The 25002-nt window shown below is 65.5% G+C and carries 25 protein-coding genes; 11 read left to right on the top strand and 14 right to left on the bottom strand.

Annotation, left to right across the window (positions count from 1 at the left end):
• Positions 1 to 1218: a phospholipase D-like domain-containing protein gene (locus AC6H42_RS31910; RefSeq protein ID WP_057153699.1), complete on the top strand. Its 1218-nt coding sequence runs from the start codon at positions 1 to 3 to the stop codon at positions 1216 to 1218.
• Positions 1219 to 2322, top strand: coding sequence for a S1/P1 nuclease (locus tag AC6H42_RS31905; RefSeq protein WP_057153386.1), 1104 nt, complete (start codon positions 1219 to 1221; stop codon positions 2320 to 2322).
• Here the strand turns inward: AC6H42_RS31905 and AC6H42_RS31900 are convergent, their stop codons facing one another.
• The 3 genes from AC6H42_RS31900 to AC6H42_RS31890 form a co-directional block, all read right to left on the bottom strand.
• A complete protein-coding gene (locus AC6H42_RS31900; protein ID WP_497549815.1) occupies positions 2323 to 3237 on the bottom strand; it encodes a hypothetical protein in 915 nt (304 codons plus the stop codon).
• 86 nt (positions 3238 to 3323) lie between these two features.
• On the bottom strand, positions 3324 to 4139 hold the full coding sequence (locus tag AC6H42_RS31895) for an isocitrate lyase/PEP mutase family protein (protein ID WP_057153387.1): 816 nt from the start codon (positions 4137 to 4139) through the stop codon (positions 3324 to 3326).
• 52 nt (positions 4140 to 4191) lie between these two features.
• Positions 4192 to 4950 (bottom strand): DeoR/GlpR family DNA-binding transcription regulator, encoded by a 759-nt coding sequence (locus tag AC6H42_RS31890; RefSeq protein ID WP_057153388.1) that lies wholly within the window; start codon positions 4948 to 4950, stop codon positions 4192 to 4194.
• Positions 4951 to 5024: 74 nt separating this feature from the next.
• On the opposite strand from AC6H42_RS31890, the gene AC6H42_RS31885 reads away from it, so the two are divergent.
• Entirely contained in the window at positions 5025 to 5615 is a 591-nt protein-coding gene (locus AC6H42_RS31885; protein WP_057153389.1) for an NUDIX domain-containing protein, read from the top strand.
• Here AC6H42_RS31885 and AC6H42_RS31880 read toward each other — a convergent pair.
• From AC6H42_RS31880 to AC6H42_RS31845, 8 genes are all read right to left on the bottom strand, one after another.
• Positions 5600 to 6007, bottom strand: a complete 408-nt coding sequence (locus AC6H42_RS31880) for a VOC family protein (protein ID WP_057153390.1) — start codon at positions 6005 to 6007, stop codon at positions 5600 to 5602. The two genes, AC6H42_RS31885 and AC6H42_RS31880, sit on opposite strands and share 16 nt — an antisense overlap.
• A 72-nt stretch (positions 6008 to 6079) precedes the next feature.
• Positions 6080 to 6391, bottom strand: a complete 312-nt coding sequence (locus AC6H42_RS31875; RefSeq protein WP_157200797.1) for a hypothetical protein — start codon at positions 6389 to 6391, stop codon at positions 6080 to 6082.
• A gap of 27 nt (positions 6392 to 6418) precedes the next feature.
• Positions 6419 to 7123 (bottom strand): glycine-rich domain-containing protein, encoded by a 705-nt coding sequence (locus AC6H42_RS31870; RefSeq protein WP_497549814.1) that lies wholly within the window; start codon positions 7121 to 7123, stop codon positions 6419 to 6421.
• Positions 7124 to 7126: 3 nt separating this feature from the next.
• On the bottom strand, positions 7127 to 7681 hold the full coding sequence (locus tag AC6H42_RS31865; protein WP_497549813.1) for a DUF1569 domain-containing protein: 555 nt from the start codon (positions 7679 to 7681) through the stop codon (positions 7127 to 7129).
• Between the two features lie 432 nt (positions 7682 to 8113).
• On the bottom strand, positions 8114 to 9085 hold the full coding sequence (locus AC6H42_RS31860; protein WP_057153393.1) for an ABC transporter permease: 972 nt from the start codon (positions 9083 to 9085) through the stop codon (positions 8114 to 8116).
• A 4-nt stretch (positions 9086 to 9089) separates the two neighbouring features.
• On the bottom strand, positions 9090 to 10169 hold the full coding sequence (locus AC6H42_RS31855) for an ABC transporter permease (RefSeq protein ID WP_057153394.1): 1080 nt from the start codon (positions 10167 to 10169) through the stop codon (positions 9090 to 9092).
• Positions 10166 to 11695, bottom strand: a complete 1530-nt coding sequence (locus tag AC6H42_RS31850; protein WP_497549812.1) for an ABC transporter ATP-binding protein — start codon at positions 11693 to 11695, stop codon at positions 10166 to 10168. The genes AC6H42_RS31855 and AC6H42_RS31850 overlap by 4 nt, the downstream gene beginning before the upstream one ends.
• Positions 11696 to 11781: 86 nt before the next feature.
• The gene (locus AC6H42_RS31845) at positions 11782 to 12777 is read right to left on the bottom strand and encodes a BMP family lipoprotein (protein WP_057153396.1); all 996 of its coding nucleotides are present in this window, start codon (positions 12775 to 12777) and stop codon (positions 11782 to 11784) included.
• 578 nt (positions 12778 to 13355) lie between these two features.
• On the opposite strand from AC6H42_RS31845, the gene AC6H42_RS31840 reads away from it, so the two are divergent.
• From AC6H42_RS31840 to pcp, 4 genes are all read left to right on the top strand, one after another.
• Positions 13356 to 15608 (top strand): TonB-dependent receptor, encoded by a 2253-nt coding sequence (locus AC6H42_RS31840; RefSeq protein WP_057153704.1) that lies wholly within the window; start codon positions 13356 to 13358, stop codon positions 15606 to 15608.
• Positions 15609 to 15677: 69 nt separating this feature from the next.
• The gene (locus AC6H42_RS31835) at positions 15678 to 16406 is read left to right on the top strand and encodes a DUF969 domain-containing protein (RefSeq protein ID WP_497549811.1); all 729 of its coding nucleotides are present in this window, start codon (positions 15678 to 15680) and stop codon (positions 16404 to 16406) included.
• Positions 16403 to 17359 (top strand): DUF979 domain-containing protein, encoded by a 957-nt coding sequence (locus tag AC6H42_RS31830; RefSeq protein ID WP_497549810.1) that lies wholly within the window; start codon positions 16403 to 16405, stop codon positions 17357 to 17359. Before AC6H42_RS31835 ends, AC6H42_RS31830 begins: the two co-directional genes overlap by 4 nt.
• 1 nt (position 17360) lies before the next feature.
• Positions 17361 to 18008, top strand: coding sequence for a pyroglutamyl-peptidase I (pcp, locus tag AC6H42_RS31825; RefSeq protein ID WP_057153399.1), 648 nt, complete (start codon positions 17361 to 17363; stop codon positions 18006 to 18008).
• A gap of 21 nt (positions 18009 to 18029) precedes the next feature.
• Here the strand turns inward: pcp and AC6H42_RS31820 are convergent, their stop codons facing one another.
• The 3 genes from AC6H42_RS31820 to AC6H42_RS31810 are packed head-to-tail and all read right to left on the bottom strand — an operon-like array spanning position 18030 to position 21005.
• Complete coding sequence (locus AC6H42_RS31820; RefSeq protein WP_057153400.1) at positions 18030 to 18929, bottom strand: LysR family transcriptional regulator; 900 nt, start codon at positions 18927 to 18929, stop codon at positions 18030 to 18032.
• Positions 18930 to 18954: 25 nt separating this feature from the next.
• A complete protein-coding gene (locus AC6H42_RS31815) occupies positions 18955 to 19875 on the bottom strand; it encodes a pseudouridine-5'-phosphate glycosidase (protein ID WP_497549809.1) in 921 nt (306 codons plus the stop codon).
• A gap of 11 nt (positions 19876 to 19886) precedes the next feature.
• Positions 19887 to 21005 (bottom strand): carbohydrate kinase, encoded by a 1119-nt coding sequence (locus tag AC6H42_RS31810; RefSeq protein WP_057153402.1) that lies wholly within the window; start codon positions 21003 to 21005, stop codon positions 19887 to 19889.
• A 244-nt stretch (positions 21006 to 21249) separates the two neighbouring features.
• Here AC6H42_RS31810 and xapA point away from each other — a divergent pair, with 244 nt between their 5' ends.
• The 4 genes from xapA to AC6H42_RS31790 form a co-directional block, all read left to right on the top strand.
• Positions 21250 to 22089: a xanthosine phosphorylase gene (gene xapA, locus AC6H42_RS31805; RefSeq protein ID WP_057153403.1), complete on the top strand. Its 840-nt coding sequence runs from the start codon at positions 21250 to 21252 to the stop codon at positions 22087 to 22089.
• Between the two features lie 70 nt (positions 22090 to 22159).
• Positions 22160 to 23353, top strand: a complete 1194-nt coding sequence (locus AC6H42_RS31800; RefSeq protein WP_497549808.1) for a phosphopentomutase — start codon at positions 22160 to 22162, stop codon at positions 23351 to 23353.
• Entirely contained in the window at positions 23350 to 24306 is a 957-nt protein-coding gene (gene deoC, locus AC6H42_RS31795; RefSeq protein WP_057153405.1) for a deoxyribose-phosphate aldolase, read from the top strand. The genes AC6H42_RS31800 and deoC overlap by 4 nt, the downstream gene beginning before the upstream one ends.
• Before the next feature lie 12 nt (positions 24307 to 24318).
• The coding region (locus tag AC6H42_RS31790) for an aldehyde dehydrogenase family protein (RefSeq protein WP_497549807.1) at positions 24319 to 25002 on the top strand (684 nt) is incomplete at its 3' end.

Raw genomic sequence — 25002 nt, 5'->3', positions numbered from 1 at the left:
ATGCGCAAACTCTTACTACCCGTACTGCTGGCAGCGAGCTTTGGCAGCGCCCATGCCGACTTCAGCATCCCCGGCTATGAACTGGTGCTGACCACGCCGGTGGAAACCGCGCTGGCCAATCCGGACCTGCGCGAGGCGGCCGCCGTGTGGACGGAGCTGTTCGACAATGCGAAGAAGGATATCGCCATCGGCCAGTTCTACGCCGTGGTGCGCGAAGGCAGCGCTTTCGAGAAAGTGTTCGAACGCCTGGAGGCGGCCGGCCGGCGCGGCGTGAAGATCCGCTTCCTGCTCGACAAGAAGGGTATCAACCTGTCCGAAGCGCCGACCATCGAGCGCCTGAAGGCCATCCCCAACCTGGAATTGCGCATCCTCGATTACAACCAGCTCACCGGCAACGGCATCATCCACGCCAAGTACCTGGTGGTGGACCACGCCGTGGCCTACGTGGGCAGCCAGAACTTCGACTGGCGCTCGTTCAGCCACATCCAGGAAACCGGCTTGCGCATCACGGACGGCAAGGTGGTGAAACAGGTCCAGGCGATTTTCGACCAGGACTGGAACGCCCAGGCGCGCCTGGCGCGCGGCCAGCGCGTGGCGGAAATCGGCACGGCGGTGGCCAGCGCGAACTACGCGCCGAGCGCCTTCCTGATGGCCAGCCCCTACGCCTACAACCCGGCCGGCGTGGCCGACTCCGAGCGCGGCCTGCCGGCGCTGCTGGAAGAGGCGCAAAGCGAAGTGCGGGTGCAGCTGCTGGATTACGCGCCGCTCAGCTACGGCCCGAAAGGCACGCGCCCTTACTACCCGGTGGTCGACAACGCGGTGCGCGCAGCCGCCCAGCGCGGCGTGAAGATCAAGCTGATGGTGTCCAACTGGAACACCGAAGCGCCGGCCATCGCCTACCTGAAAAGCCTGGCGCTGCTGCCCAACGTCGAAGTGCGCGTGGTGACCCTGCCGAAAGCGGCGGCAGGCTTTATTCCGTTCGCGCGCGTCATCCACAGCAAGACCATGAGCGTGGACGGCAAGGTGGCGTGGGTCGGCACCAGCAACTGGGCCGGCGGCTATTTCGACCTGTCGCGCAACCTGGAAGTGGTGATGCGCAACGAGCAGATGGCGCAGCGCATCGGCGCGCTGCACCAGCAGCTGTGGGACTCTCCGTATGCCGCGCCGCTGGACGTGAACAAGAATTATCCGAAACCAAGCAAAGGGAAAGAAGAGTAAATGAAGAAGCTCGCATGTGTGCTGGCGCTGGGCGCCGCCTTCGTATCGACCAACGTCATGGCATGGGGCAACGACGGCCACCGCATCGTCGGCTCCATCGCCGACCAGCTGATCAAGGGCAGCTACGCCGAGAAACAGGTACGCGCGCTGCTGCTGCCGGGCGAGAGCCTGGAAAAGGTCGCCACCTGGATGGACTGCGTGAAGGGCACCTACTGCGGCCCGCAGACGCCGGAAATGACCGACTACACGGCGGCCAATCCCAAGCATTCCGAGTACCACTACACCGACGTGCCGTTCCAGCTGGACGAGTACCACGACCACGGCGTGGGCACCGACGAGCACGATATCGTGCAATCGCTGCGCCAGGCCATCTGGGTCCTGCAGGGCAAGGACGGAGCGGCCGTCAACCCGCACAAGTTCACCAGGCGCCAGGCCTTGCTGCTGCTGGCCCACTTGGCGGGCGACGTGCACCAGCCGCTGCACGTGGGCTCGGCCTTCATCAGCAAGGACGGCGTGTTCGTGGTGCCGCTCAAGCAGGAGCAGATCGACGGCGTCAACATCTTCAACCCGCAGGGCGGCAACAACATGCTGCTGGACGACGCGCGCATCGCAGCGCTGGGCGGCGCGCTGATTCCGGCGCCGTTGCCGAAAGAGGGCGAAGCCGCCAAGGCTGCAGCCACCGCGCCTGCCGCCGCCGACGCCAAGCCTGCGCCGAAGACCAAGCCCTTCCACTCCTATTGGGACACCACCGTGGTGGACTACGCCATGCGCCGCGTGAGCGCGCGCACGCCGGAGCAGTTCGCGCAGATCGCCATTGCCGGCAAGCCCGCCGTGGCGGTCAACACGGGCGAGCCGGCCAGCTGGCCTTACCAGTGGGCCAACGACGCGCTGGCGGTCGCCAAGCTGGCGCATGCGGACGTGACCGTGGGCCCGGCCGGCAAGCAGACCAGCCGCAACGGCGCCGTCTACACCGTGTGGCAGCTGAACGTGCCGGACAACTACCCGGTGCCGTCGTCGGCCATCGCCAAGGAACAGCTGATCAAGGGCGGCTACCACCTGGCATCGCTGCTGCAGGCCATCTGGCCCGAGCCGGCGGCCAAATAACTACTTCGCGGCGGGCGGCCGGTACCACAGTTCGGGCCGGTTCAGCGGCGTTTCCGGCGAGATGCCGGGATGGCGCAGCGACAGCACGCGGCGCTTGTCCAGGCCGCAGCGCTCGATCACCGGGCCCTTGTGCTTGCGGAACAGGGCGTTCAGCGTGCCGTCCTGCACCATGCTTTCCAGGCCTGCCGTGATGCGCTTGGCCAGCCGCTCGCCCTCGGCGTCGCGCCGCACGAAGATGTAGCGCGGCAGCGGGTATTCCAGCAGCAGGCTCGGCTCCAGCGCCATGCCGGGATACTGGGTGCGCGCTTCCTGCAGCTCGCGCGGCGCTTCATCCACGCCGCGCGAATAGAAGTCGAAGCGGCCCGCCATCAGCATCGAGTACAGGCGCTCATAGGTGCCTTCGATCACCTCGATGCCGGCCGCGCGCAGGATGGCGACGTCAGCCCAGTCTTTGCCCTGGCCGGCGCGCATGGCGCGCAGGTCCGGCACGCTGCGCACGGCCGCGAAACGGGGCAGGTCGGCCGCGCGCACCAGGAACACGCGCAAGCCCAGCAGGCCTTTGTCGATGGGGATGCGGATCGGCAGGAACTGCTGCTCCACCGCCGGCGAGGTGGCGCGCGCCAGCACGTTGATGCGGCCCTGCGGCAGCGTCAGCTCCTGCGCCACGCGCGGCGGCGACATGGCTTCGCCCAGCTGCCGCATCTCGAACGGCCCGAATGCGGCGCTGGACTTCTCCAGCGCGGTGCGCAGGATCAGCCAGTCGTAGTCGTAGCGGTTGTCCAGCGTGTCGATATGGCGCGGATAGACGATCTGCTGCGGGGACGTCCGCGCGTCCGTGCTGCCGAGCACCGGCAGCAGGCAGCCGGACGCGGTGGCCTGGAGAAAACGCCTGCGGGTGGGGGAGGAGCTCGCCATGCGTCCAGTGTGCCACGTCCAGCGGCGCGGCAGCAAGCGGCGCACCGCGAAGCGTTGCTAACGGGACGAGACAGCCGGCGTTGCCGCTATTTGGCGGCGGGATGCAGGAACAGCTGCTGGATATCGCCGTAGGCCATGGCCTTCTGCGCCAGCGGGCCTGCGTTGCCGGTCTGGAGGAAGCCCTGCGCCATTTCGCGCGCGGCGCCCCACAGCGCCTGTGCAATGCCGGAGCCAGCGCTGAAACGGCGCGCGCCCAGCGCGCTCAGCTCGGCCGCTGCCGGAATGCCCGGCCAGTCCATCACGTTGAGCGGCAGTTTGGCCGCGCCGGCCACCTGGCCGATCTCGTCGGGCAGGCAGATGCCCGGCACGAACAGCCCGTCCGCACCGGCCGCGCGGTAGGTCTCGGCGCGCGCCAGCACTTCCTGCGCACGCGCGCCCGCGGGCGCCAGGCCGCGCAGGTAGACGTCGGTGCGCACGTTGACGAAGATGTCGCCGCCGGCCTTGGCCACCGCTTCCTTGATGGCCTCCACCTTGCGTGCCAGCAGGGAGGGCGCGTCGCCGCCGTCCTCGATGTTGATGCCGGCCACGCCGCTGTCGACCAGCAGCATGATGTAGGCCGCCACCGTGGACGGCTTGTCCGAATAGCCGTTCTCCATGTCCACCGTGAGCGGTACGGACAGCACGCGCACGATGTTCTGCGCGGCGGCGATGGCGGCGCTGGCCGGCATGTTGTGGCCGTCGGCATAGCCCAGTGACCAGGCCAGGCCGGCGCTGGTGGTGGCCACGGCGGGCGCGCCCAGGCTTTCTATCAGGCGGGCGCTGCCGGCGTCCCAGGCGTTGGCCAGGCGCAGCAGCTCGGGGCCCTGGTGTAGTTGGCGGAAGGCGTTCGCGGATCGGGTCATGTCGGGCTCCAGGTGGGCGGTGGAAGATGGCCTATTTTACATTGTTATCCAATTAAGTTGCCAATGTGATAGCGATTCCCATGCCGCGGTAGGGCGCCAGCAGCGCCTCGTCCACGCCGGCGTTGACGACGATGGCGCTGACCTGCGCCAGCGGCACGGTCTGGAACGGCGCGGCGGTGTCCAGCTTCTCGGGCGAGGCCAGCACCACGGTGCGCAGCGAGGCGGCACTGATGGCGCGCTTGACGCAGCCCTCCTCGTAGTCGCCGGTGGTGATGCCCGCTTGCGGGTGCAAGCTGCACACGCCCATGAAGAAGATGTCGGCGCGGATCTGGGCAATCGCTTCCATGGTGGCCGCGCCCACGCCGACGATGGAATGCTTGAACAGGCGCCCGCCTATCATGATCACCTCCACCGTCGGGTGCTCGGCCAGTTCGACCGCGACGGACGGACTGTGCGTGACCACCACGGCGCGCAGGTCGCGCGGCAGGTGGCGCGCCACCTGCACCGCCGTGGTGCCGCCGTCGATGAACACCACCTGGCCCGGGCGCACCATGGCGGCGGCGGCGCGGCCGATGGCCGGCTTGCAGTCAGCCGAGATCTGCTGGCGCTGGGCGAAATTGCCCATGGCCGGCGAGGCGGGCAGGGCGCCGCCGTGCACCCGCTCCAGCAGGCCTTCCTTGGCCAGCTCGCGCAAGTCGCGCCGGATGGTGTCCTCGGACAGGCCCAGTTTTTCGCTCAGCGTTTTGGCCACGATCTGGCCGTCCTCGCGCAGGATTTTGAGCAGCAGCTCTTTGCGTTGGCGTGTCAGCATTGCACGAATTTTCTTGATGTTGCATGAATTTGCATACTATCATGTAAACCCGCTTACACAACAAGGAGAGCAGCATGCCGGAAGACCGCGTCAGGATACGCGCCGTGGAGACCCTGTCGGACGACTGGTATCTGCTGCGCAAGACCACCTTCGACTACCGCCGCAGCGACGGCAGCTGGCAGGCCATGTCGCGCGAGACCTACGACCGGGGGCACGGCGCCGTCATCCTGCTGTACCACCGCGCGCAGCGCAGCGTGATCCTGGTGCGCCAGTTCCGCTTTCCCGCCTACGGGCAGGACGGGCACGACGGTTTCCTGATCGAAGCGCCGGCCGGGCTGCTGGACCAGGCCAGCCCGGAGGAACGCATCAAGGCGGAAGTGGAGGAGGAGACCGGCTACCGCGTGGCCGAGGTGCAGAAGATCTTCTCAGCCTTCATGAGCCCGGGTTCGGTCACCGAGCGCCTGCACTTTTTCGTGGCCGAGTACGACCCCGCCTCGCGCCCGGGCGGCGGGGGCGGCCTGGCTGCGGAAGGGGAAGACATCGAAGTGCTGGAATTGCCGCTGGAGCGCGCAGCCGACATGATGGCCAGCGGCGACATCTGCGACGCCAAGACCATCATGCTGCTGCAATACGCGCAGCTGCACCTGTTTCACAACGCCGTATAGACCACCGATTCGGCCGAGCGCTTGAACGGTCCATGGAATACCGCCTCGACGTTGTTGCCGTCCGGGTCGAAGGCGAAGGCGGCGTAGTAGCCGGGATGGTAGTCGCGCTCGCCGGGAGGACCGTTGTCGCGCCCGCCGGCCGCCAGCACGGCCTGGTGGAAGGCCTTGACCGTTTCCTGGTCCTTGGCAATGAAGGCGATATGCACATGGGACACGGGGCCGTCCGCCTTGTCCACATACAAGTCGTCGAGATAGAAGTTGCCTTCGCCCTCGACCACTTCCTGGTCCAGGCCCAGCGCGCCGAACGCCGCCCGGTAAAAACGCTTGCTCGCGTCCACATCGGCCACGCGCAGGTGCACGTGGTCAAACAGCCTGCCTCGATGGAATTCCATGGCTCGCTCCTTGAATATGGGTCGCGCCAGTATAGGTGTGCTAGCGCGGCAGGCGCGCCACTTTGACGGCAGTCAATTACCGAAGCCGTAGCGCAGCACCATGCCCACGATCACGCAGCCGGCGGCGGTAAACAGCAGCTTGTTGCGCAAGCCGTCGGAGCCGATAGCGGCCTGGCGTTGCTGCAGTGCCATGTCGGCCTTCTTCTTGCCAATGATGAGCGGGCTCAGGAACCACAGGATGCCCAGCAGCAGCCAGCCGATGCCGGTGACGGTCATGCCGGTGGAACTTTGCTTGATGCCGTCGACAATGCGGGTGGCCGCCATCACGCCGCCGAAGGTCAGCCAGCAGATGCGGGCCAGGAGGTGGGTTTTCAGTTTATCCATGGGCGGCATTATACGGGGCGGCCGGCCTCAGTCGCCACCGCCGCCGCAGCCACCGCCGCCGCAGCCGCTGTCGCCGCCGCCGCTGTCGCCGCCGCCCCCGTCACTGTCGCTGCTGGCGTCCGAGCCTGAACCGCTGCCGCCGTCGCCGCAGCCCAGGTCGGCGCCGCAGTAGACCGCGCCCGCGCCGCTGTCGTCCTGCCGCTTGAAGCCGCTGCAGTCGGCCGCGTACACAAAGCCGTTCGGAATGTTCAGTTTGCTGTCCAGCGCGAACAGCAGCGGCAGGCGGGTTGGCCTGGCCGGGTTGATGTTTTCCTCGTGGCAGGCGAAATGCCAGCAGCGACGGATGCCGGCGTTGCCCTGCTGGCCTTTGCCCAGCACCACCGCCGGCGTGTGGTGCAGAAAGCGGCCGAAGGCGTGCTGGCAGAACTGCTGGTAATTCTTGGTGTAGAGGATAAATTCATGCCACAGGTCGTCCGCCACCTGGGACGGCATCGACACATACTGGCGGCCGCTCTTCAAATGGGCCAGGAAGAACTGCCGCAAGCCTTGCGCCACCAGCTGGCAGTCCTTGGTGCTGAGTTGCGGATGCTTTTGCATCAGCTTCTCGAACAAGCCTTTGGGCAGCACGAAAGTGCGGATATAGGCTTCGCGCTTGAGCTTGACCTGGCGCCGCCACAGCATGGCCGACAGCCCGGCCAGCGAGGCGCAGGCGATGGAGATGAGGAGCGACATGGCTCAGGCCTTGACGCGGAAGGCGGACAGATGGTTGGCCAGGTGCATGGCGTGCGCCAGCTCGTAGTCCTGTTTGCCAAGCGCGCCGTAGGCAAAGTGCGGGCGCAGCGGGCCGGTCCAGGCACGGAACGCCGCGATGGCGGCGCCCAGGCGCTGCAGGGCCTGGGCGGGATCTGCCGCCGCATCCAGGGCCGGGGCGCCGGGGATGGGTTCGGACAGGTCGTGGCTCATGCGGCCGCGCCAGGCGAACACGCCCAGTGCGGCCGAGCCCACGGTGCGCTGGAACAGCGCGGACTTCGATTGTGGAAAACCGGACATGGAAAATTCAATGCTTTGCGCGCAGTGCGCCAGCGTCTGGGCCCAGCTCCACGCGGCGCTGGAGGCCAGTTCCCCGGCCTGCGCCAGCCGCGCCAGCTCTTGCCCGGCCTCCGCCAGGCTGGCGAACTGCAGCTGGCGGTCCTCCGTGGACGCGCCCCGGCAACCGGCCAGGCCCGCAGCGGCGGCGCCGGTGGCCGCGATCAGTATCGAGCGCCGCTTTGTATCGAGCTTGTTTTGCATACAGGACCCGGGGCTGTGATGGAATGCAGTCGATGATTGCATATGCGAAATATCGAGTCAATGATATGGACGGTCCTGCGCGCTGCGCCCAACTGTCGCATCCGCCTGCGTCGCCACCGCTGCCGCCCGGTGCGCCGGCGTTGCCCAGGCCGGGAATCCGGGCTTTGCAATCGCAAGTAATGGCCAAAGGCCTTGCGGCAGAGCGCGTGGTACTGGCGGCTGTGGAGGCGCACCAGTGAGTGCAGGACCTTATGGAGCAGGGGGTGTGGACTGCGAAGGACCTGCGGCCGGTTGTAGACAAGATCGAATTGTCGGGCCTGCTGGACGGCAGTCGGGCGTTTACCTAAAACGTGGCGGTTCGCCGTGGAAAGTTCTTCAATCTGAACCCGGCCCTGCGGATGGCGCGCGCGGCGCCATCCGCAGGAGGGCGCGTTAGCGCGATTTGACGAACGGTACGCCGATGGCTTTCGGGGCCACCGATTTGGCCATCAGGCCGGCCAGCACAATCACGGTGACCACGTACGGCACCATCTGGATCAGCGAGCCGGGGATGCGGCCCACCAGCGGCAGGTCCACGCCTTCGATCTGGATCTGCACCGCGCCGAAGAAGCCGAACATCAGGCAGCCGAAGAAGGTGTACAGCGGACGCCAGTTGCCGAACACCATGGCCGTCAGCGCCAGGTAGCCGGCGCCGGCCGACATGTCGCGCAGGAAGAAGCCGCTCTGCACGATGGCCAGGTAGGCGCCCGAGAACGAGCACAGCACGCCGGCGATGATCATCGCCTTGTAGCGCGTCCATTCCACCGACACGCCGGCCGCATCCGCAGCATGCGGATTTTCCCCGCAGGCGCGCAGGCGCAGGCCGAAGCGGGTGTGGTACAGCACCCAGTGCACCAGCGGCACCAGCGCAAACGCCAGGTAGACCAGCACCGAATGGCCGCCGATCAGCTTGGTGTACAGCCAGCCCAGGAAGGGCACGTCCGCCACCGCCGCGCTGCCCGGCAGCACCACGTCGAACAGGCGCGCCTGGCCCAGGTCCGGCGTGCGGCCGCCCTGCTGGAAGAAGAACTGGGCCACCACGAAGGTCAGCCCGCTCATGGCGATGTTGATGGCGATGCCGGCCACCAGCTGGTTGCCCTTTTGCGTGATGCTGACGTAGCCTTGCAGGGTGGCCAGCGCCACCGACACGGCCACGCCGGCGGCCACGCCATACCACGGGTTCTGGGTGGCGAAGGCCACCGCCGCCGAGACGAAGGCCGAGGCCAGGATCTTGCCTTCCAGGCCGATGTCGATCACGCCGGAGCGCTCCGCGAACAGGCCGGCCATGGCGGCGAAAATCAGCACCGGCGCGTTGCGCACGGTCGATACCAGGATGCTGCCGATATGCAGGTCTTCAAAAGTCATGTCATTACCCCTTGGCCTTGATCAGCTTGGCGATGGCCGGTGCGTAGAAGTTCTCCATGGCGCCGCAGAACAGGATGATCAGGCCCTGGATGAAGATAAACGTTTCGGTCGGGATGTTCGGCTTTTCCAGCGACAGGTCGAAGCCGCCCTGGATCAGCGCGCCGAACAGCACGGCCGACAGGAAGATGCCGACCGGGTGCTGGCGGCCCATCAGCGCAATGGCGATGCCGACAAAGCCCGCGCCGCCGACGAAGTTGAGCGACAGGTAGTGGGTCGAGCCCATGATGGAGTTGACCGAGCCGAGGCCGGCCAGCGCGCCCGAGATCAGCATGACCACGATGATCATCTTGCTGATGCGGATGCCCGCGTAGTGCGCGGCGTGCTTGTTCAAGCCGGTGGCGCGCAGCTTGTAGCCCCAGGCCGAGCGCGACACCACCACGCCGTACACGGCCAGCGCGAAGATGGCCAGCAGGAAGCTCACGTTGAGCGGCGTGTCGCCCAGGATGGGGAACCAGCTGTTCAGGCGCGGCATTTCGGCGGCGGCCGAGAACACGCGGCTGGCGGTGTTCTGCTCGCCCGGCGGGATCAGGTATTTGACGATGAAGAAATTCATCAGCGAGGCCGCGATGAAGTTGAACATGATGGTGGTGACCACAATGTGGCTGCCGCGCTTGGCCTGCAGGTAGCCCGGCAGGAAGCCCCACAGCGCGCCGAAGACGGCCGCGCCCAGAATGCCGCACGGGATCAGCAGCCACCACGGCAGCGTGGCGTCGAAGGCCAGCATGGCCAGCGTCAGGCCCAGGCCGCCGATATACATCTGGCCTTCCGAGCCGATGTTGAACAGGCCCGCCTGCATGGCAATCGACACCGACAGGCCGGTGAAGATGAAGGTGGAGGCGTAGAACAGCGTGTAGCTCAGGCCCTCCGGATTGACGATGGCGCTGTTGATCAGGATGCGCATGGAGTCGACCGGGTCTTCACCGAGCAGGTGGATCACCAGGGCCGCCACCAGCAGCGCCGAGAGCAGGTTCAGTACGGGCAGGACAAAGGCTGTCGCCCAGCGTGGCATATCGTTAGTGTTCATGATTTGTGCATCCCGCCCATCAGCAAGCCGATGCGGGTGGTGTCGAATTCGTCGATTTTCAGTTCGCCGGTGATGCTGCCGCCGCACATGACCAGGATGCGGTCGGCCAGCGCGCGCACCTCCTCCAGCTCCACGGACACGAGCAGGATGGCCACGCCCGCGTCGCGCAGCGCGAGCAGCTGGGTGTGGATGGACTCGATGGTGCCGATGTCCACGCCGCGCGTGGGCTGGCCCACCAGCATCAGCTTGGGCTTGGCCAGCACCTCGCGCGCGATCACCACCTTCTGCTGGTTGCCGCCCGAGAGCAGGCCGATGCGCAGGTCCGGGTTGGCCGGGCGCACGTCGAACGCCTTCAGCAGGCCGGCGCAGCGCTCGGCCACGCCCTTGAAGTCGATCAGGCCCCAGGCGTTCTTCACGCGGTCCTGGTAGCCGAAGAAGGTGTTGTGCATGACCGAGAAGTTCTTGATCACGCCGTCGCGCAGGCGGTCTTCCGGCACGTGGCCGATGCCCAGGTGGCGGAATTCCAGCGGCAGGCCGTCGGCGTCGCCGCGCCCGGCGTAGGGCAGGGCCTTGCCTTCGAAGTCCACCTGGCCGGCGCTCGGCAGGCGCATGCCCGACAGGATTTCCATCAGCTCGCTCTGGCCGTTGCCCGACACGCCGGCAATGGCGACGATCTCGCCCGCGCGCAGCGTGAAGTTCAGCTTGTTCAGCAGCGTTACGCCCTGGTCGTCGGTCAGCTGCAGGTCGCGCACTTCCAGCACCGGCGCGCCGGGGTTGTAGGCGCCGCGCGGCAGGTTGTTCTCGATCGGGCGGCCCACCATCATGTTGGCCAGGTCCTCTTTCGAGGTCTGCGCGGTGTCCACCGCACCGACCACGCGGCCGCCGCGCATCACCGTCACGGTGTCGGTGATGTCGAGGATTTCCTGCAGCTTGTGGGTGATCAGGATGATGGTCTTGCCCTGTTCCTTGAACAGGCGCAGGATCTCGAACAGCGACGCGGTTTCCTGCGCGGTCAGCACGGCGGTCGGCTCGTCCAGGATCAGGATGTTGGCGCTGCGGTAGATCTGCTTGAGGATCTCGACGCGCTGCTGCGCGCCCACCGACAGGTCGTGGATGGTGGCCAGCGGATCGACGTCCAGCCGGTAGCGCGCGCAGATCTCGCGCAGCTGCGCTTCCACGGCGGCGCGCTTGCCGGCCAGCTTGAAGCCGCCCTCGGCGCCCAGCATCACGTTGTCGAGCACGGTCATGTTCTCGACCAGCATGAAGTGCTGGTGCACCATGCCGATGCCCAGGCGGATCGCCTCGTGGCTGCTGTGGATGTTGCGGGCCTGGCCGTCCAGCAGGATGCTGCCGCTGTCGGCGCGGTAGTATCCGTACAGGATGCTCATCAGGGTCGATTTGCCGGCGCCATTCTCGCCCACCAGGCCATGGATGGCGCCCTTGGCGATGCTGAAGCTGACGTCCGTGTTCGCCTTGACCGCCCCGAAGTGCTTGGAGATGCCGCGAAATTCTACTGCTGGGTGCATAGGATCACTGGATGATGGTTGCTATGACTAAAAAACGCGCCGGACGGGATCACCCGCCGGCGCGTTCTCTTTATTGAATCACGTGATTAGACCGGGCAGCTGTTGCCAGTGCGGTAGTCGATCACTTTGATCTTGCCGTCGATGATGTCTTTGCGGACGCCCAGGACTTTCTTTTCGATCTCCGGGGTGATCAGCTTGCGGTTATGCTCGTCCAGCGCCCAGTCCACGCCGCCTTCCTTCAAGCCCTTGGCCTGCACGCCGGCCTTCCAGGTGCCGTCCTTCATCTGCGTGAAGGAATCGTAGACGGCGTTGTCGATGCGCTTGACCATGGAGGTCAGCACGCTGCCCGGATACAGGCTGTTCTGGTTGGAATCGACGCCGATCGACAGCTTGCCTTTTTCCTTGGCGGTCTGCAGCGTGCCCATGCCCGAGCCGCCGGCCACGGCGAACACCACGTCCACGCCGCGCTCGAACTGCGAGCGCGCCAGTTCGCCGCCCTTGGCCGGGTCGTTCCATGCGGCCGAGGTGGTGCCCACCATGTTCTGGAACACTTCCGATTTCTTGTCGGCCGCCTTCGCGCCTTGCGCATAGCCGCAGGCGAAGGTGCGGATCAGCGGAATGTCGATGCCGCCGATGAAGCCCAGCTTCTTGGTCTTCGACGCCATGGCGCCGGCTACGCCCACCAGGTAGGAGCCTTCTTCTTCCTTGAAGGTGATCGAGTTCACATTGGCGCCTTGCGCCACGCCGTCGATCAGCACGAAGCGCACTTTCGGGAATTCCTTGGCCACCTTCTGCACCGCCTGGGTCTGGGCGAAGCCGATCGAGGCGATCAGGTCCATGTTCTTGCGCGCCAGGCCGCGCAGCACCTGCTCGGCCTGCGTGTCGCTGCTGGCCTGCACTTCGATGAAGTTGATGCCGGTGTCTTTCTTGAAGCGCGAGGCGCCTTCGAAAGCGGACTGGTTGAACGACTTGTCGAACTTACCGCCCGCGTCGTAGACGACGGCCAGTTTCGGGGCAGCGGCGGAGGCGCCGGCGGCCACGCACATGGCGGCTATCGTCATACTGAGTTGTTTGATTTTCATGAGTAGGCTCCTGGAAGTTCGATATTGTATATTTTTTGCGGCTGAAACATGTAATTTGGGCTCATTTTAGAGGCCCGCGTCTTGAATGGCCTGATTCCCGGCGGCGGTCCGGCCTGCTTCATTGTTACTATGGCATGCCATCAAAAACGTGAAACTTGGTCATATTGTGTCCGGGTCATGTCGTGCTGATGCAACATTGTCGAAACACCGAAATTTATTTTGCCTTGTTGCTTTTTCATGCTGTTGTCGATTGGTATTGCCAAATCGGCACCGCGCCCCATTCCCTCCACCGCACTCTGCCGCACTATGGCAGGAGCGCACTATATAAATGGCCTGCATCGCGGTTGGATAGTCGCTTACTATGCATGAGCCTGTATATGTATGGCAAATACGTTTTTTATTGCTTATTTATATGTCAAACATATAAATAGAAACTAATGTGTCGTAATTTCCAGTCAAAACTTTTCATGCTAGGATTCGCGCTTGTAACGTTTTTTCTTTGTTTTTTGTAAAGCTTGAACGAATGTTTTACGCCCATTTCGCACCCCGGTGCAATCCCAGCAAGGAGTTGGTTCATGATGACAAAAAGTAAGTACGCGTCCCGTACGCTGATCGCCCTGGCAATCGCCGCTGCCTTCCCGCTGCAAGGCGCGATGGCCCAGGAGGCCGCTCAAGCCGAAGCCAAGCCGCAAGCCGGCCAGCTCGAGACGGTGATCGTGACGGCAGCGCGCCGCTCGGAAAACATCAAGGATGTGCCGATGGCCATCTCCACCATGAAAGGCGAAAAGCTGGACGTGCTGACCGCCGGCGGCGACGACATCCGCTTCATGTCCGGCCGCACGCCGTCGCTGAACGTGGAATCGGACTTCGGCCGTTCCTTCCCGCGCTTCTACATCCGCGGCCTGGGCAACACCGACTTCGACCTGAACGCATCCCAGCCAGTGGGCCTGGTGTACGACGGCGTGGTGCAGGAGTCGCCGATGCTGAAAGGCTTCCCGGTCTTCGACGTGGAACAGATCGAAGTGCTGCGCGGCCCGCAAGGCACACTGTTCGGCCGCAACTCGCCAGCCGGCGTGATCAAGTTCGATTCGGTCAAGCCGTCGAACAAACAGGAAGGCTATGTGTCGGCCGGCTTCGGCAAGGACGGCGTGTTCAACGCCGAAGGCGCGTTCAACCTGCCGGTCAACGAAATGATCAACGCCCGCGTGTCGCTGCAGTCGCAGTCGCGCGACGACCGCGTGCACAATCCGCGCATCACCGGTACCCAGGACTTCGAAGGCTACAAGGACAACGCGGCCCGCGTGCAGGTGGCGTTCAAGCCTAACAAGGACTTCAGCGCGCTGTTCAACGTGCACCATCGCGACATGGACGGCAGCGCCACCCTGTTCCGCGCCGGCATCATCAAGAAGGGCACCAACGACATCGTCGACGGCTTCGACTACGGCAGCTATCCGACCGACGGCTTCAACACCCAGAAGCTGAAGGTCACCGGCTCCAGCCTGACCCTGCGCTACGACCTGCCGGCGATGACGCTGCACTCCATCACGGGCTACGAGAAGGCCAAGTTCTATAGCCGCGCCGATGTGGACGGCGGCTACGGTTCCGGCGCCACCTCCGGTCCGGCGCCGGCCTTCATCCCGTTCACTTCCGAAACCGCCGACGGGCTGCCGGACCACAAACAGATCTCGCAAGAGTTCCGCGTCGAGTCCAACACCAAGGACCGCCTGCAGTGGATCGCCGGCGTGTACTACTTCAAGGAAGACATCGTCGTCGACAGCTTCAACTTCGACACCCTGGGCGGCGGCGTGGTCAATGGCTATGCGCAGCAGACCCAGAACTCGCGTTCGTGGGCCGCCTTCGGCTCGGTGAACTACGCGCTGAGCGATGTATGGAAAGTGCGCGCCGGTATCCGCTACACCGACGACAAGAAGGACTTCGTGGCAGCCCGCACCCTGACGCCGTTCGGCGGCAAGAACGTCGGTCCGCTGTTTGCGCATCCGCAAGACACCAATGTCAGCTGGGACCTGAGCACCAACTACGAAATCGACAAGAACACCAACGTCTACGGCCGCATCGCGACCGGCTACCGCGCACCGTCGATCCAGGGCCGCGTGCTGTTCGGTGACACCATCTCGGTGGGCGACTCGGAAAAGAACCTGTCGGTGGAGGCCGGCATCAAGCAGGACTTCCTGAACAAGCGCGCGCGCCTGTCGGCATCGGTCTTCAAGTACCGCGTGAAAGACCTGCAGCTGACCGCAGGTTCGGGCGCAGTCAACCAGAATCGCCTGGTCAACGCGGACAAGGCTGAAGGCCAGGGCTTCGAGCTCGACCTGCAAGCGATCATCTCGGACGAATGGCGCGCCACCATCGGCGGCAGCTACAACGACACCGAGATCAAGGATGCAGGCCTGTTCGTGTCCCCATGCGGCAACGGCTGCACCGTGACCAACCCGACCCAGACCGTGGGCGGCAGCCGCGTCGCGCTGATCAACGGCAATCCGCTGCCGCGCGCGCCCAAGTGGGTAGGCAACTTCACGCTGCGCTACAGCACGCCTGTGGGCAACGGCGAGTTCTACGCCTACACCGACTGGGCCTACCGCGACAAATACAACATGTTCCTGTATGAAGCGAAGGAATACAAAGCCAAGTCCATGCTGGAAGGCGGCCTGCGCGCCGGCTACAAGTGGGCCGATGGCAAGTATGAAGTGGCCGCCTACGGCCGCAACATCACCGGCCGCGAGCAAGTCATCGCCGCGATCGACTTCAACAACCTGACCGGCATCGTCAACGAGCCGCGCACCTATGGTGTGCAGTTCAAAGCGAACTTCTGATAAGTTGCTTTATTAGCGAAGCCCGCGCATCGTAAGATGTGCGGGCTTTTTTACTTTCAGGGGAGACGCATGCAGACAGCGGTGAGTTTATGGCCCTTGCTGGGCGTAGGGGTGATCGTGGCGGGCTTCCTGCTGCGCGCGCACCCGGTACTGGTGGTGGTGGCGGCGTGCTTCACCACCGGGTTCGCGGCCATGATGCCGGTGGAGGCCTTGCTGGCGTCGCTGGGCAGGGCTTTCGTCAAGACGCGCAACCTGCCGCTGATCTATTTGCTGCCGCTGGCCGCCATCGGCCTGCTGGAGCGCTACGGCTTGCGCGAGCATGCGCAGGCGGCCATCGCGCGCGTGAAGTCGGCCACGGCGGGGCGTATCCTGATCGTCTACCTGACGGTGCGCGAACTGTCCGCCGCCGGCGGGCTGACCAGCCTGGGCGGGCATCCCAACATGGTGCGCCCGCTGGTGGCGCCGATGGCCGAAGCGGCGGCCGAGCTGCGCCACCCGGGCCTGAGCGAGCGTCTGCGCCAGCGCGTGCGCGCCATGGCCGCCGCCACCGACAACGTCGGCCTGTTCTTTGGCGAGGACATCTTCGTGGCCTTTGGCGCCATTGTGCTGATGCAGACCATCCTGCACGGCGAAGGCATCGACGTGAACCCGCTGCACATGGCAATGTGGGGCATTCCCACCGCCGTCACCGCCTACCTGATCCACGCCTGGCGCTTGCGCCGCCTGGACCGCGAGATCGAGCGCGAGCTGGCCGCCGCAGCTGCCAGGGCGGCAGCGGCCCCGGGAGCGCAGCCATGATCTTCAAGCTCGACTATTTCTACCTGCTGCTGGGCGCTGTATTGGGCCTGATCGCGCTGCTCACGCTGGCGGACCGCAGCAATCCCCGCCGCTACAGCACCGCGCTGTTCTGGGCGCTGTATGCCATCATCTACCTGGCCGGCGCAGCGCTGCCGGACGCCACGGCCGGCGCCATCATGATCGCCATGGCCCTGCTGGCCGGATTCGGCGGCGTGCGCATGGGGGCGCCGAAGAACCTGCCCGAAGCGGAGCGCCGCAGCAGCGCCCAGCGCCTCGGCAACAAGCTGTTCGTGCCCGCGCTCGTGATCCCGGCCGTCACCATGGCCTGCGCCACGCTGCTCAAGGACGTGCAGCTGGGCGGCCTGTTCCTGTTCGACCAGAAGCACATCACTTTGGCCGCGCTGGGCTGCGCCTCCGTCATCGCCGTGGCGGTGGCCTGCGTGATGCTGCGCGCCTCGCCGCTGCAAGCGGCGCGCGAGCAGCGCCGCCTGGTGGACGCCATGGGCTGGGCCATCGTGCTGCCGCACATGCTGGCCGTGCTGGGCCTGCTGTTCACCGAGGCGGGCGTGGGCAAGGCCGTGGCGCATGTCAGCACGTCCTACATCAATATGGACTGGAAGCTGGTGGCGGTGGCCGTGTATTGCGGCGGCATGGCACTGTTTACCATCGTCATGGGCAACGGCTTCGCGGCTTTCCCGGTGATGGCGGGCGGCGTCGGCGTGCCGGTGCTGGTCAACGTGTATGGCGCCAATCCGGCGGTCATGGCCGCCATCGGCATGTTCAGCGGCTATTGCGGCACCCTGATGACGCCGATGGCGGCCAACTTCAACATCGTGCCGGCCGCGCTGCTCGACCTGCACGACAAGCACGCCGTCATCAAGGCCCAGATTCCCACCGCGCTGCCGCTGCTGGGCGCGAATATACTGCTGTTGTACTTCCTGATGGATTTTTAAGATGAGAACCGTACTGCTGACCGGCTTCGAGCCGTTTAACCAAGAGACCATCAACCCCGCCTGGGAAACCGTGCGCGCGCTGGACGGCTGGAGCGAGGACGGCTTCCGGGTCGTGGCGCGCCAGCTGCCCTGCGTGTTCGGCGCGGCCAACCAGGCGATGGCGCAGGCGCTGGCCGAACTTGAGCCCGCGGTAGTGATTGCGGTGGGGCAGGCCGGCGGGCGCTGCGACCTGTCGGTCGAGCGCATCGCCATCAACATCGACGATGCGCCCATCATGGACAACCGCCAGCAGCAGCTGGTGGACCAGGCCATCGTGGCGGACGGCCCGGCGGCCTATTTCGCCACGCTGCCGATCAAGGCCATCGTGCAGGCCCTGCGCGCCGCCGGTCTGCCGGCTTCGGTGTCGCAGACCGCCGGCACCTTCGTCTGCAACCATGTGTTCTATGGCCTGATGCACGCCGCCGCCTCGCGCACGGACGCCATGAGGGGCGGGTTCATCCACATTCCCTACCTGCCGCAGCAGGCGGCCGCCCATCCGGGTGCGGCCAGCATGTCGCTGGCGGACATGGTCGAGGGACTGCGCATCGCGGTGCGCACCACGCTTGCCACCGGGGCCGACCTGCGCATGCAGGGCGGGGCGACGCAGTAACCGCGTGCCGCCCGGGGAGCGTCAGGTGGCCGGTTTCAGTATGTTGAGGAAGGCGCGCACCACCGGCGCGTCATCCAGCGTGGTGTAAGTGATGTAGAGGTTGGCCGACGGCGGATTGGTGCGGATCGGCACGAACACCACGCCGGGCCAGCCGATGCGGCTGGTGGTCTCCGGCAGCAGCGCCACGCCCAACCCCGCGCCCACCATGGCCAGCAGGGTTTGCGGCTCGGAGGCCTCCTGGAAGATGGTGGGCTGGAAGCCGGCCTTGACGCAGCACTGGATCAGGTAGCGCGGGAAGGCGGACTTGTCGAGCGCCAGCGTCAGCATCGGTTCGCTGGCGATGTCGGTCAGCTCGATCGCGTCCTGCTTGGCCAGCGGGTGGTGCTCGTTGAGCGCCACGCACACGTTCTCCCGGAAGCACAGTTCCTGGCGCAGGTTGTCGTTCTTCAGGTCGTCATCGTTGAGCCGGGGTTCGCGCCAGAAGCCCACGTCGATCTGCTTGGCGCGCAGCGCCTCGTACTGCACCGTGGGGCCGAACTCGTGGATGGTCCAGGTCACGCGCGGATATTTGCTCTGGAATTCCTCCAGCAGCGAGGGAATCGGCCCCCACATCGCCGAACCGACGATGCCCACCCGCAGCCGGCCCACTTCGCCCCGGTCGATCTGGCGGATGGTGTCGATGGTCATGCGCATCTTGGCCAGCAGGTCGGACGCCTCGGACATCAGGGCTTTGCCCGCCACCGTCAGCTCGAAGGTGCGCGTGGTGCGCGCGAACAGGCGCACGCCCAACTCGCTTTCCAGCTTCATGATCTGCTGGCTCAGGGGCGGCTGCGATATGTGCAGGCGTTCGGCGGCGCGGCTGAAACTCTTTTCTTCTGCGACGGCGAGAAAGTACTTTAGCTGTTTCAGGTCGATGGACATGGCATGTCTCCAGGCGTCGCCGCGTTCAAGCGACAGGATGCTCCAGCAGGGCGCGGGCCAGTTCGGCGCCTACCCGCGCGTTGTTCTTGACCAGCGCGATATTGGTGGCCAGGCTGCGGCCCTCGGTCAGCTGCTTGATGCGCGCCAGCAGGAAGGGCGTGACCTTCTTGCCGGTGACGCCGCCGGCTGCCGCCTCGCCCAGCGCCTGCGCGGTGATGGCGTCGATTTCCGCCTTCGGCATGGCGTCGGCCTGCGGCACCGGCGCGCTCACCACCACGCCGCCCTTCAGGCCCAGCTTCCACTTGGTGTTGATGAAGGAGGCCTGTTCGGCCGGCGTGTCGAGCTGGAAGTCGGCATTGAAGCCGCTCTCGCGCGTGAAGAAGGCCGGGAAGCCGGCCTGGCCCACGCTCACCACCGGCACGCCGTGCGTTTCGAGGTATTCCAGGGTCAAGCCGATGTCGAGGATGGACTTCACGCCCGCACACACCACGGCCACCGAGGTTTGCGCCAGTTCCTGCAGGTCGGCCGAGATGTCGAAGCTGGTTTCCGCGCCGCGGTGCACGCCGCCGATGCCGCCGGTGACGAACACATGGATGCCGGCCAATTCGGCGCAGATCATGGTGGCGGCCACGGTGGTGGCGCCCAGTTTGCCCTGCGAGAGCACGTAGGGAAGGTCGCGCCGGCTCACCTTCATGGCATCCGGCGAATTGCCCAGCAATTCCAGCTGCTCGGGCGACAGGCCGATGCAGATCTTGCCGCCGATGATGGCGATGGTGGCCGGCACGGCGCCCGCGTCGCGGATGATCTGCTCGACTTCCCGGGCCGTCTGCACGTTCTGCGGGTAGGGCATGCCGTGCGAAATAATGGTCGATTCCAGCGCCACGACAGGTTTGCCCGCAGCGCGCGCGTTGGCCACTTCGGCCGAGTAGGAGAGGAATTGGTGCATGGTGGGGTTCCTTAAGGGGCCTGGTGTTGGAATTCGCTGATCTCGTCGAGGATGTCGGCGGCCAGCAGCGGGGAGACGGTATCGGGGCTTTCCAGCGTCATGGCGGCCACTTTCAGGCCGCGCCGGCAGGCCAGCGTGAGGTCGCTGCTGCCCTGGTAGATGGACCAGCACACGCCGGCGGCGAAGGCGTCGCCGGCGCCGGTCACATCGACCACGTCCACTTGCGGCGCGGGCAGCCAGTTCAGGCCACCGCCGGCGCCTGCGGTGTGGAACACGCCCGCGCCGCCGCAAGTGATGATGATGTCGCGCGCGCCTTGCTCCTGCACTTCGCGGCAGGCCGCCGCCAGCGCGGCTTCGTCGGGCAGGGCGCGGCCGACCCGGGTTTCCAGTTCGCCGCGGTTGAGCACCAGCAGGCGCAGGCCGTGCAGCTCGCGCGGCAGGCGCGCCATCTTGGGCTGCGATACCGCCACGATGATCAGCGCCACCGCGTCGCGGCGCGCGTCCTGCAGCAGCGTGGCCACGCTGTCCAGCGGCAGGTTCAGGTCGGCCACCACCATAGCCGCGCCGGCGCGCTGCGGCGCGCGGCTGGCCAGGAACTCCGGCGTCATCTGGTCGTACAGGGCCATGTCGGCCAAGGCCAGCACCATCTCGCCGCGCTCGTCCAGCACCGCCGTGTAGGTGCCGCTGTAGGTGTCGTTCAGGCGCAGGCTGCCGCGCGTGTCGATGCCGGCGCTTTCGGCGCGCGACTGCAGCGAGTTGCCGGCCGCGTCGTCGCCCACTGCCGTCAGCAGCGCGGACGGCAGGCCGAGGCGGGCCAGGTTTTCTGCGATGTTGCGCGCCACGCCGCCGTGCACTTCCTCGGCGTAGGCCGGATTGGAGGTGCCCATCTGCAGCGCGGACAGCGTGCGTAGCTTGCGGTCCAGGTTGGCAGCGCCTATACAGAGAACGGGACGCTTGTCCGGTAGCACGTAGGCACGGCCGAGCAGGCGGCGTTCGCGTATCAGGCTGGCGACATGGCCAGCCACGGCGGAGCGCGACAGGCGCAGCTCGACCGCGAGGTCTTGCTGCGAGACGAAGGGGTTGGCGCGGATCAGCTGGTACAGCTGTTCCTTTTTGGAGGTGTCCGTCACGGGCGGTAGCCTTGTAAACATTTGTCCTTAATCGTAAACATTTGTTTGCACAGTGTCAATCGGGCGCAAAACCGGGTGCCTTCCCTAATTTATATGAATTTGCTATAAATGAACAAGAAAAATGGTATTTGCCATACATATAGCCGCTCAGGCATAGTGTCGCCTGTATATTCATACGTCACATATCCGCCACACGCAGCAGCTCAATCTCATAGTTAAAAACATCTTAAAAACGAGGATAACCATGTCTAACAATTCTCCATTCCAGGCCGCCGCCATTGTCCGTTCGCGCATGCCTGCGAGCTTCCAGCCGCGCCTGGCGATGATCCTCGGCTCCGGCCTGGGCGTGCTGGCGGAACAGATGACGGACGCGGTGACCATCGGCTTCGACGAGCTGCCGGGCTTTCCCATCTCCACCGTGCACGGCCACGCCGGCGCCATGGTGCTGGGCACGCTGAACGGCGTGCAGGTGGTGATGCTGAAGGGGCGCGGCCACTTCTACGAAGGCTACGGCCTGGGCGTGATGACGTCCGCCGTGCGCACCCTGAAACTGCTGGGCGTGGACTTCCTGTTCGTCACCAACGCGGCCGGCTCGCTGCGTCCCGAAGTGGACGCCGGCTCGCTAGTGGCGCTGACCGACCATATCAATTTCCTGCCGGGCACGCCGATGATCGGCCCGAACGACGAACGCTTCGGCCCGCGCTTCTTCAGCATGGCCAACGCCTACGACGCCGACCTGCGCAGCCTGCTGAAGAGCACTGCCGCCGAGCAGTCCATCACGCTGCACGACGGCGTCTACATCGCCTACGCCGGCCCCAACTTCGAAACGCCGGCTGAAATCCGCGCCTTCAAGACGCTGGGCGCGGACGTGGTGGGCATGTCGGTGGTGCCGGAAGTGGTGCCTGCGCGGCATTGCGGCCTGAAGGTGGTGGGCGTGTCCGTTGTCACCAACCTGGCCGAAGGCCTGTCGCCGTTCCCGCTGTCGCACGAGCAGACCCTGAAGTACGCCGCCATCGGCGCCGAAAGCCTGATCAAACTGATCCTGGGCTTCGTGGAAAACGTGGCAAAAACGCCTAAGGCGTAATGTAAAAAGGGGCGGCTGGACCGCCCCTGTGCTTTATTCGGCATAAACTGACCTTTTGAGCGAGCCTATCATGTCACGCGCATTCATCCTCCTACTGGATTCCTTCGGCCTGGGTGCAACCCCGGACGCCGACAAATACGGCGACAGCGCCACCAACACCTTCGGCCATATCGCCGCCTGGGCCGCCAGGGAAGGCAAGCCGATGTCGCTGCCGAACATGGAAAAGCTGGGCCTGGCCGCCGCCGCCCACGCAGCCTGCGGCCAGTGGGCCGACGGTTTTGCCCTGCGCGACGGTTTCACCGCCGCCTACGGCGCGGCGCGCGAACAGTCCACCGGCAAGGACACGCAGAGCGGCCACTGGGAAATCGCCGGCGTGCCGGTGCTGTTCGACTGGGGCTACTTCCCCAAGACCGTGCCGTCCTTCCCCCAAGAGCTGACCGACAAGCTGCAGGAACTGACCGGCGTGCCCGGCTTCCTGGGCAACTGCCACGCGTCCGGCACCACCATCATCAACGAGCTGGGCGACGAACACGTCGCCAGCGGCAAGCCTATTCTCTATACCTCGGCCGATTCGGTGCTGCAGATCGCCTGCCACGAAGAGCACTTCGGCCTGGAACGCCTGTACGACATGTGCGAGAAGGCGTATGAGCTGGTCAAGCCGTACAACATCGGCCGCATCATCGCGCGCCCGTTTACGGGCGCCAACGGCAACTACAAGCGCACCTCGAACCGCCACGACTACGCCATTCCGCCGCACGCGCCGACGCTGCTGGACCACGTGCACGACGAAGGCGGCGAAGTGATCGCCCTGGGCAAGATCAGCGACATCTACGCCGCCAAGGGCGTGAGCCGCGTGGTCAAGGGCGTGGACAACATGGCCTTGTTCGATGCGCTGCTGAAGGTGCAGGACGAGGCGGGCGAGAAGTCGCTCACCTTCGTGAACTTCGTCGACTTCGACCAGGCCTTCGGCCACCGCCGCGACGTGGCCGGCTACGCCAACGCGCTGCACGAAATGGACGCCCGCCTGCCCGAGTTCTTCGCCAGGATGAAGGACGGCGACCTGTGCGTGATCACGGCCGACCATGGCTGCGATCCGACCTCGCCGGGCTCGGACCACACCCGCGAACACATCCCGATGATCTTCTTCGGTCCAGGCGTGCAAGGCCGCCCGCTTGGCATCTCGGAGACCTTCTCCGACATCGGCCAGACGCTGGCGCACCACCTGGGCGTGAAACCACTTTCCAACGGAACCAACCTCCTATGACCATCCCGCACGACTTCAAGCGCACCGAGGCCATGGCCCTCGACCTGAGCTGGCTGAACCATATCCACGTGAACAAGGCAGCGGCCGACCGCCGCGCCGCCTCGCTGGCAAACCGCCGCTCGGTGAAGAAAGAGTACCAGGCCGCCTGGCTGGTGAAGGCCATCGGCCTGATCGACCTGACCACGCTGTCGGGCGACGACACCCCGGGCCGTGTCGAGCGCCTGTGCATGAAGGCCATGCGTCCGCTGCGTTCGGATTTGGTGGAAGCGCTGGGCATCTCGAATGTGACCACCGGCGCGGTGTGCGTGTACCACGAGATGATCAAGCCGGCGGTGCAGGTGCTGCAGGGCCGCCTGCCGATCGCCGCCGTGTCGACCGGCTTCCCGGCCGGCCTGACCAGCATGGAAACCAAGGTGCGCGAGATTGAACTGAGCGTGGCCGCAGGCGCCACCGAGATCGACATCGTGATCACCCGCCAGCACGTCCTGACCGGCAACTGGCAGGCGCTGTACGACGAAATGCTGGCTTACCGCAAAGCCTGCGGCGAAGCGCACGTGAAGGCCATCCTGGCCACCGGCGACCTGGTGACGCTGGAAAACGTGGCCAAGGCATCGTGGGTGTGCATGATGGCCGGCGCGGACTTCATCAAGACCTCCACCGGCAAGGAAGGCGTGAACGCCACCATTCCGGTGTCGCTGGTGATGGTGCGCGCGATCCGCGAGTTCTACGAACAGACCGGCTTCAAGATCGGCTACAAGCCCGCCGGCGGCGTGGGCACGGCCAAGGGCGCCCTGCAGTACATGACCGTGATGAAAGAGGAACTGGGCAACGAGTGGCTGGAGCCGCACCTGTTCCGCATCGGCGCATCGAGCCTGCTGACCGACATCGAGCGTCAGCTCGAGCACTACGTCACCGGCAACTACTCCGCTGCCCACCGTCACGCGCAACCTTAAGAAGACACCGATATGCCAACTATCAACGAGATCCTCAACACCATGGAATACGGCCCGGCACCAGAAAGCCAGAAAGAAGCGCAAGCGTGGCTGGACCAGAAGGGCCGCCAGTTCGGCCTGTTCATCGACAACGCCTGGAGCGACGCCGGTGAACTGTTCGCATCGACCAACCCGGCCGACGGCAAAGAGCTGGCCAGGCTGACGCAGGCCACCGGCGACGACGTCGACCGCGCCGTGGCAGCGGCGCGCCGCGCGCAGCCGGCCTGGCAAGGCCTGGGCGGCCATGGCCGCGCCAGGATCCTGTATTCGGTCGCGCGCCTGATGCAAAAGCATTCGCGCCTGTTCGCCGTGCTGGAAACGCTGGACAACGGCAAGACCATCCGCGAAACCCGCGACGCCGACCTGCCGCTGGTGGCGCGCCACTTCTACTACCACGCAGGCTGGGCCCAGCTGCAGGACGAAGAATTCGCCAACCACCGTCCGGTGGGCGTGGTCGGCCAGATCGTCCCCTGGAATTTCCCGCTGCTGATGCTGGCGTGGAAAATCGCCCCGGCGCTGGCCGCCGGCAACACCGTGGTCTTCAAACCGGCCGAATTCACTTCGCTGACGGCCATGCTGTTCGCCGACATCTGCGTGCAGGCCGGCGTGCCTGCCGGTGTTGTGAATATCGTCACCGGCGACGGCCGCGTGGGCGAA

Source organism: Massilia sp. NBRC 108631, assembly GCF_059704565.1.
This window is presented reverse-complemented; position numbering and strand designations above follow the sequence as displayed.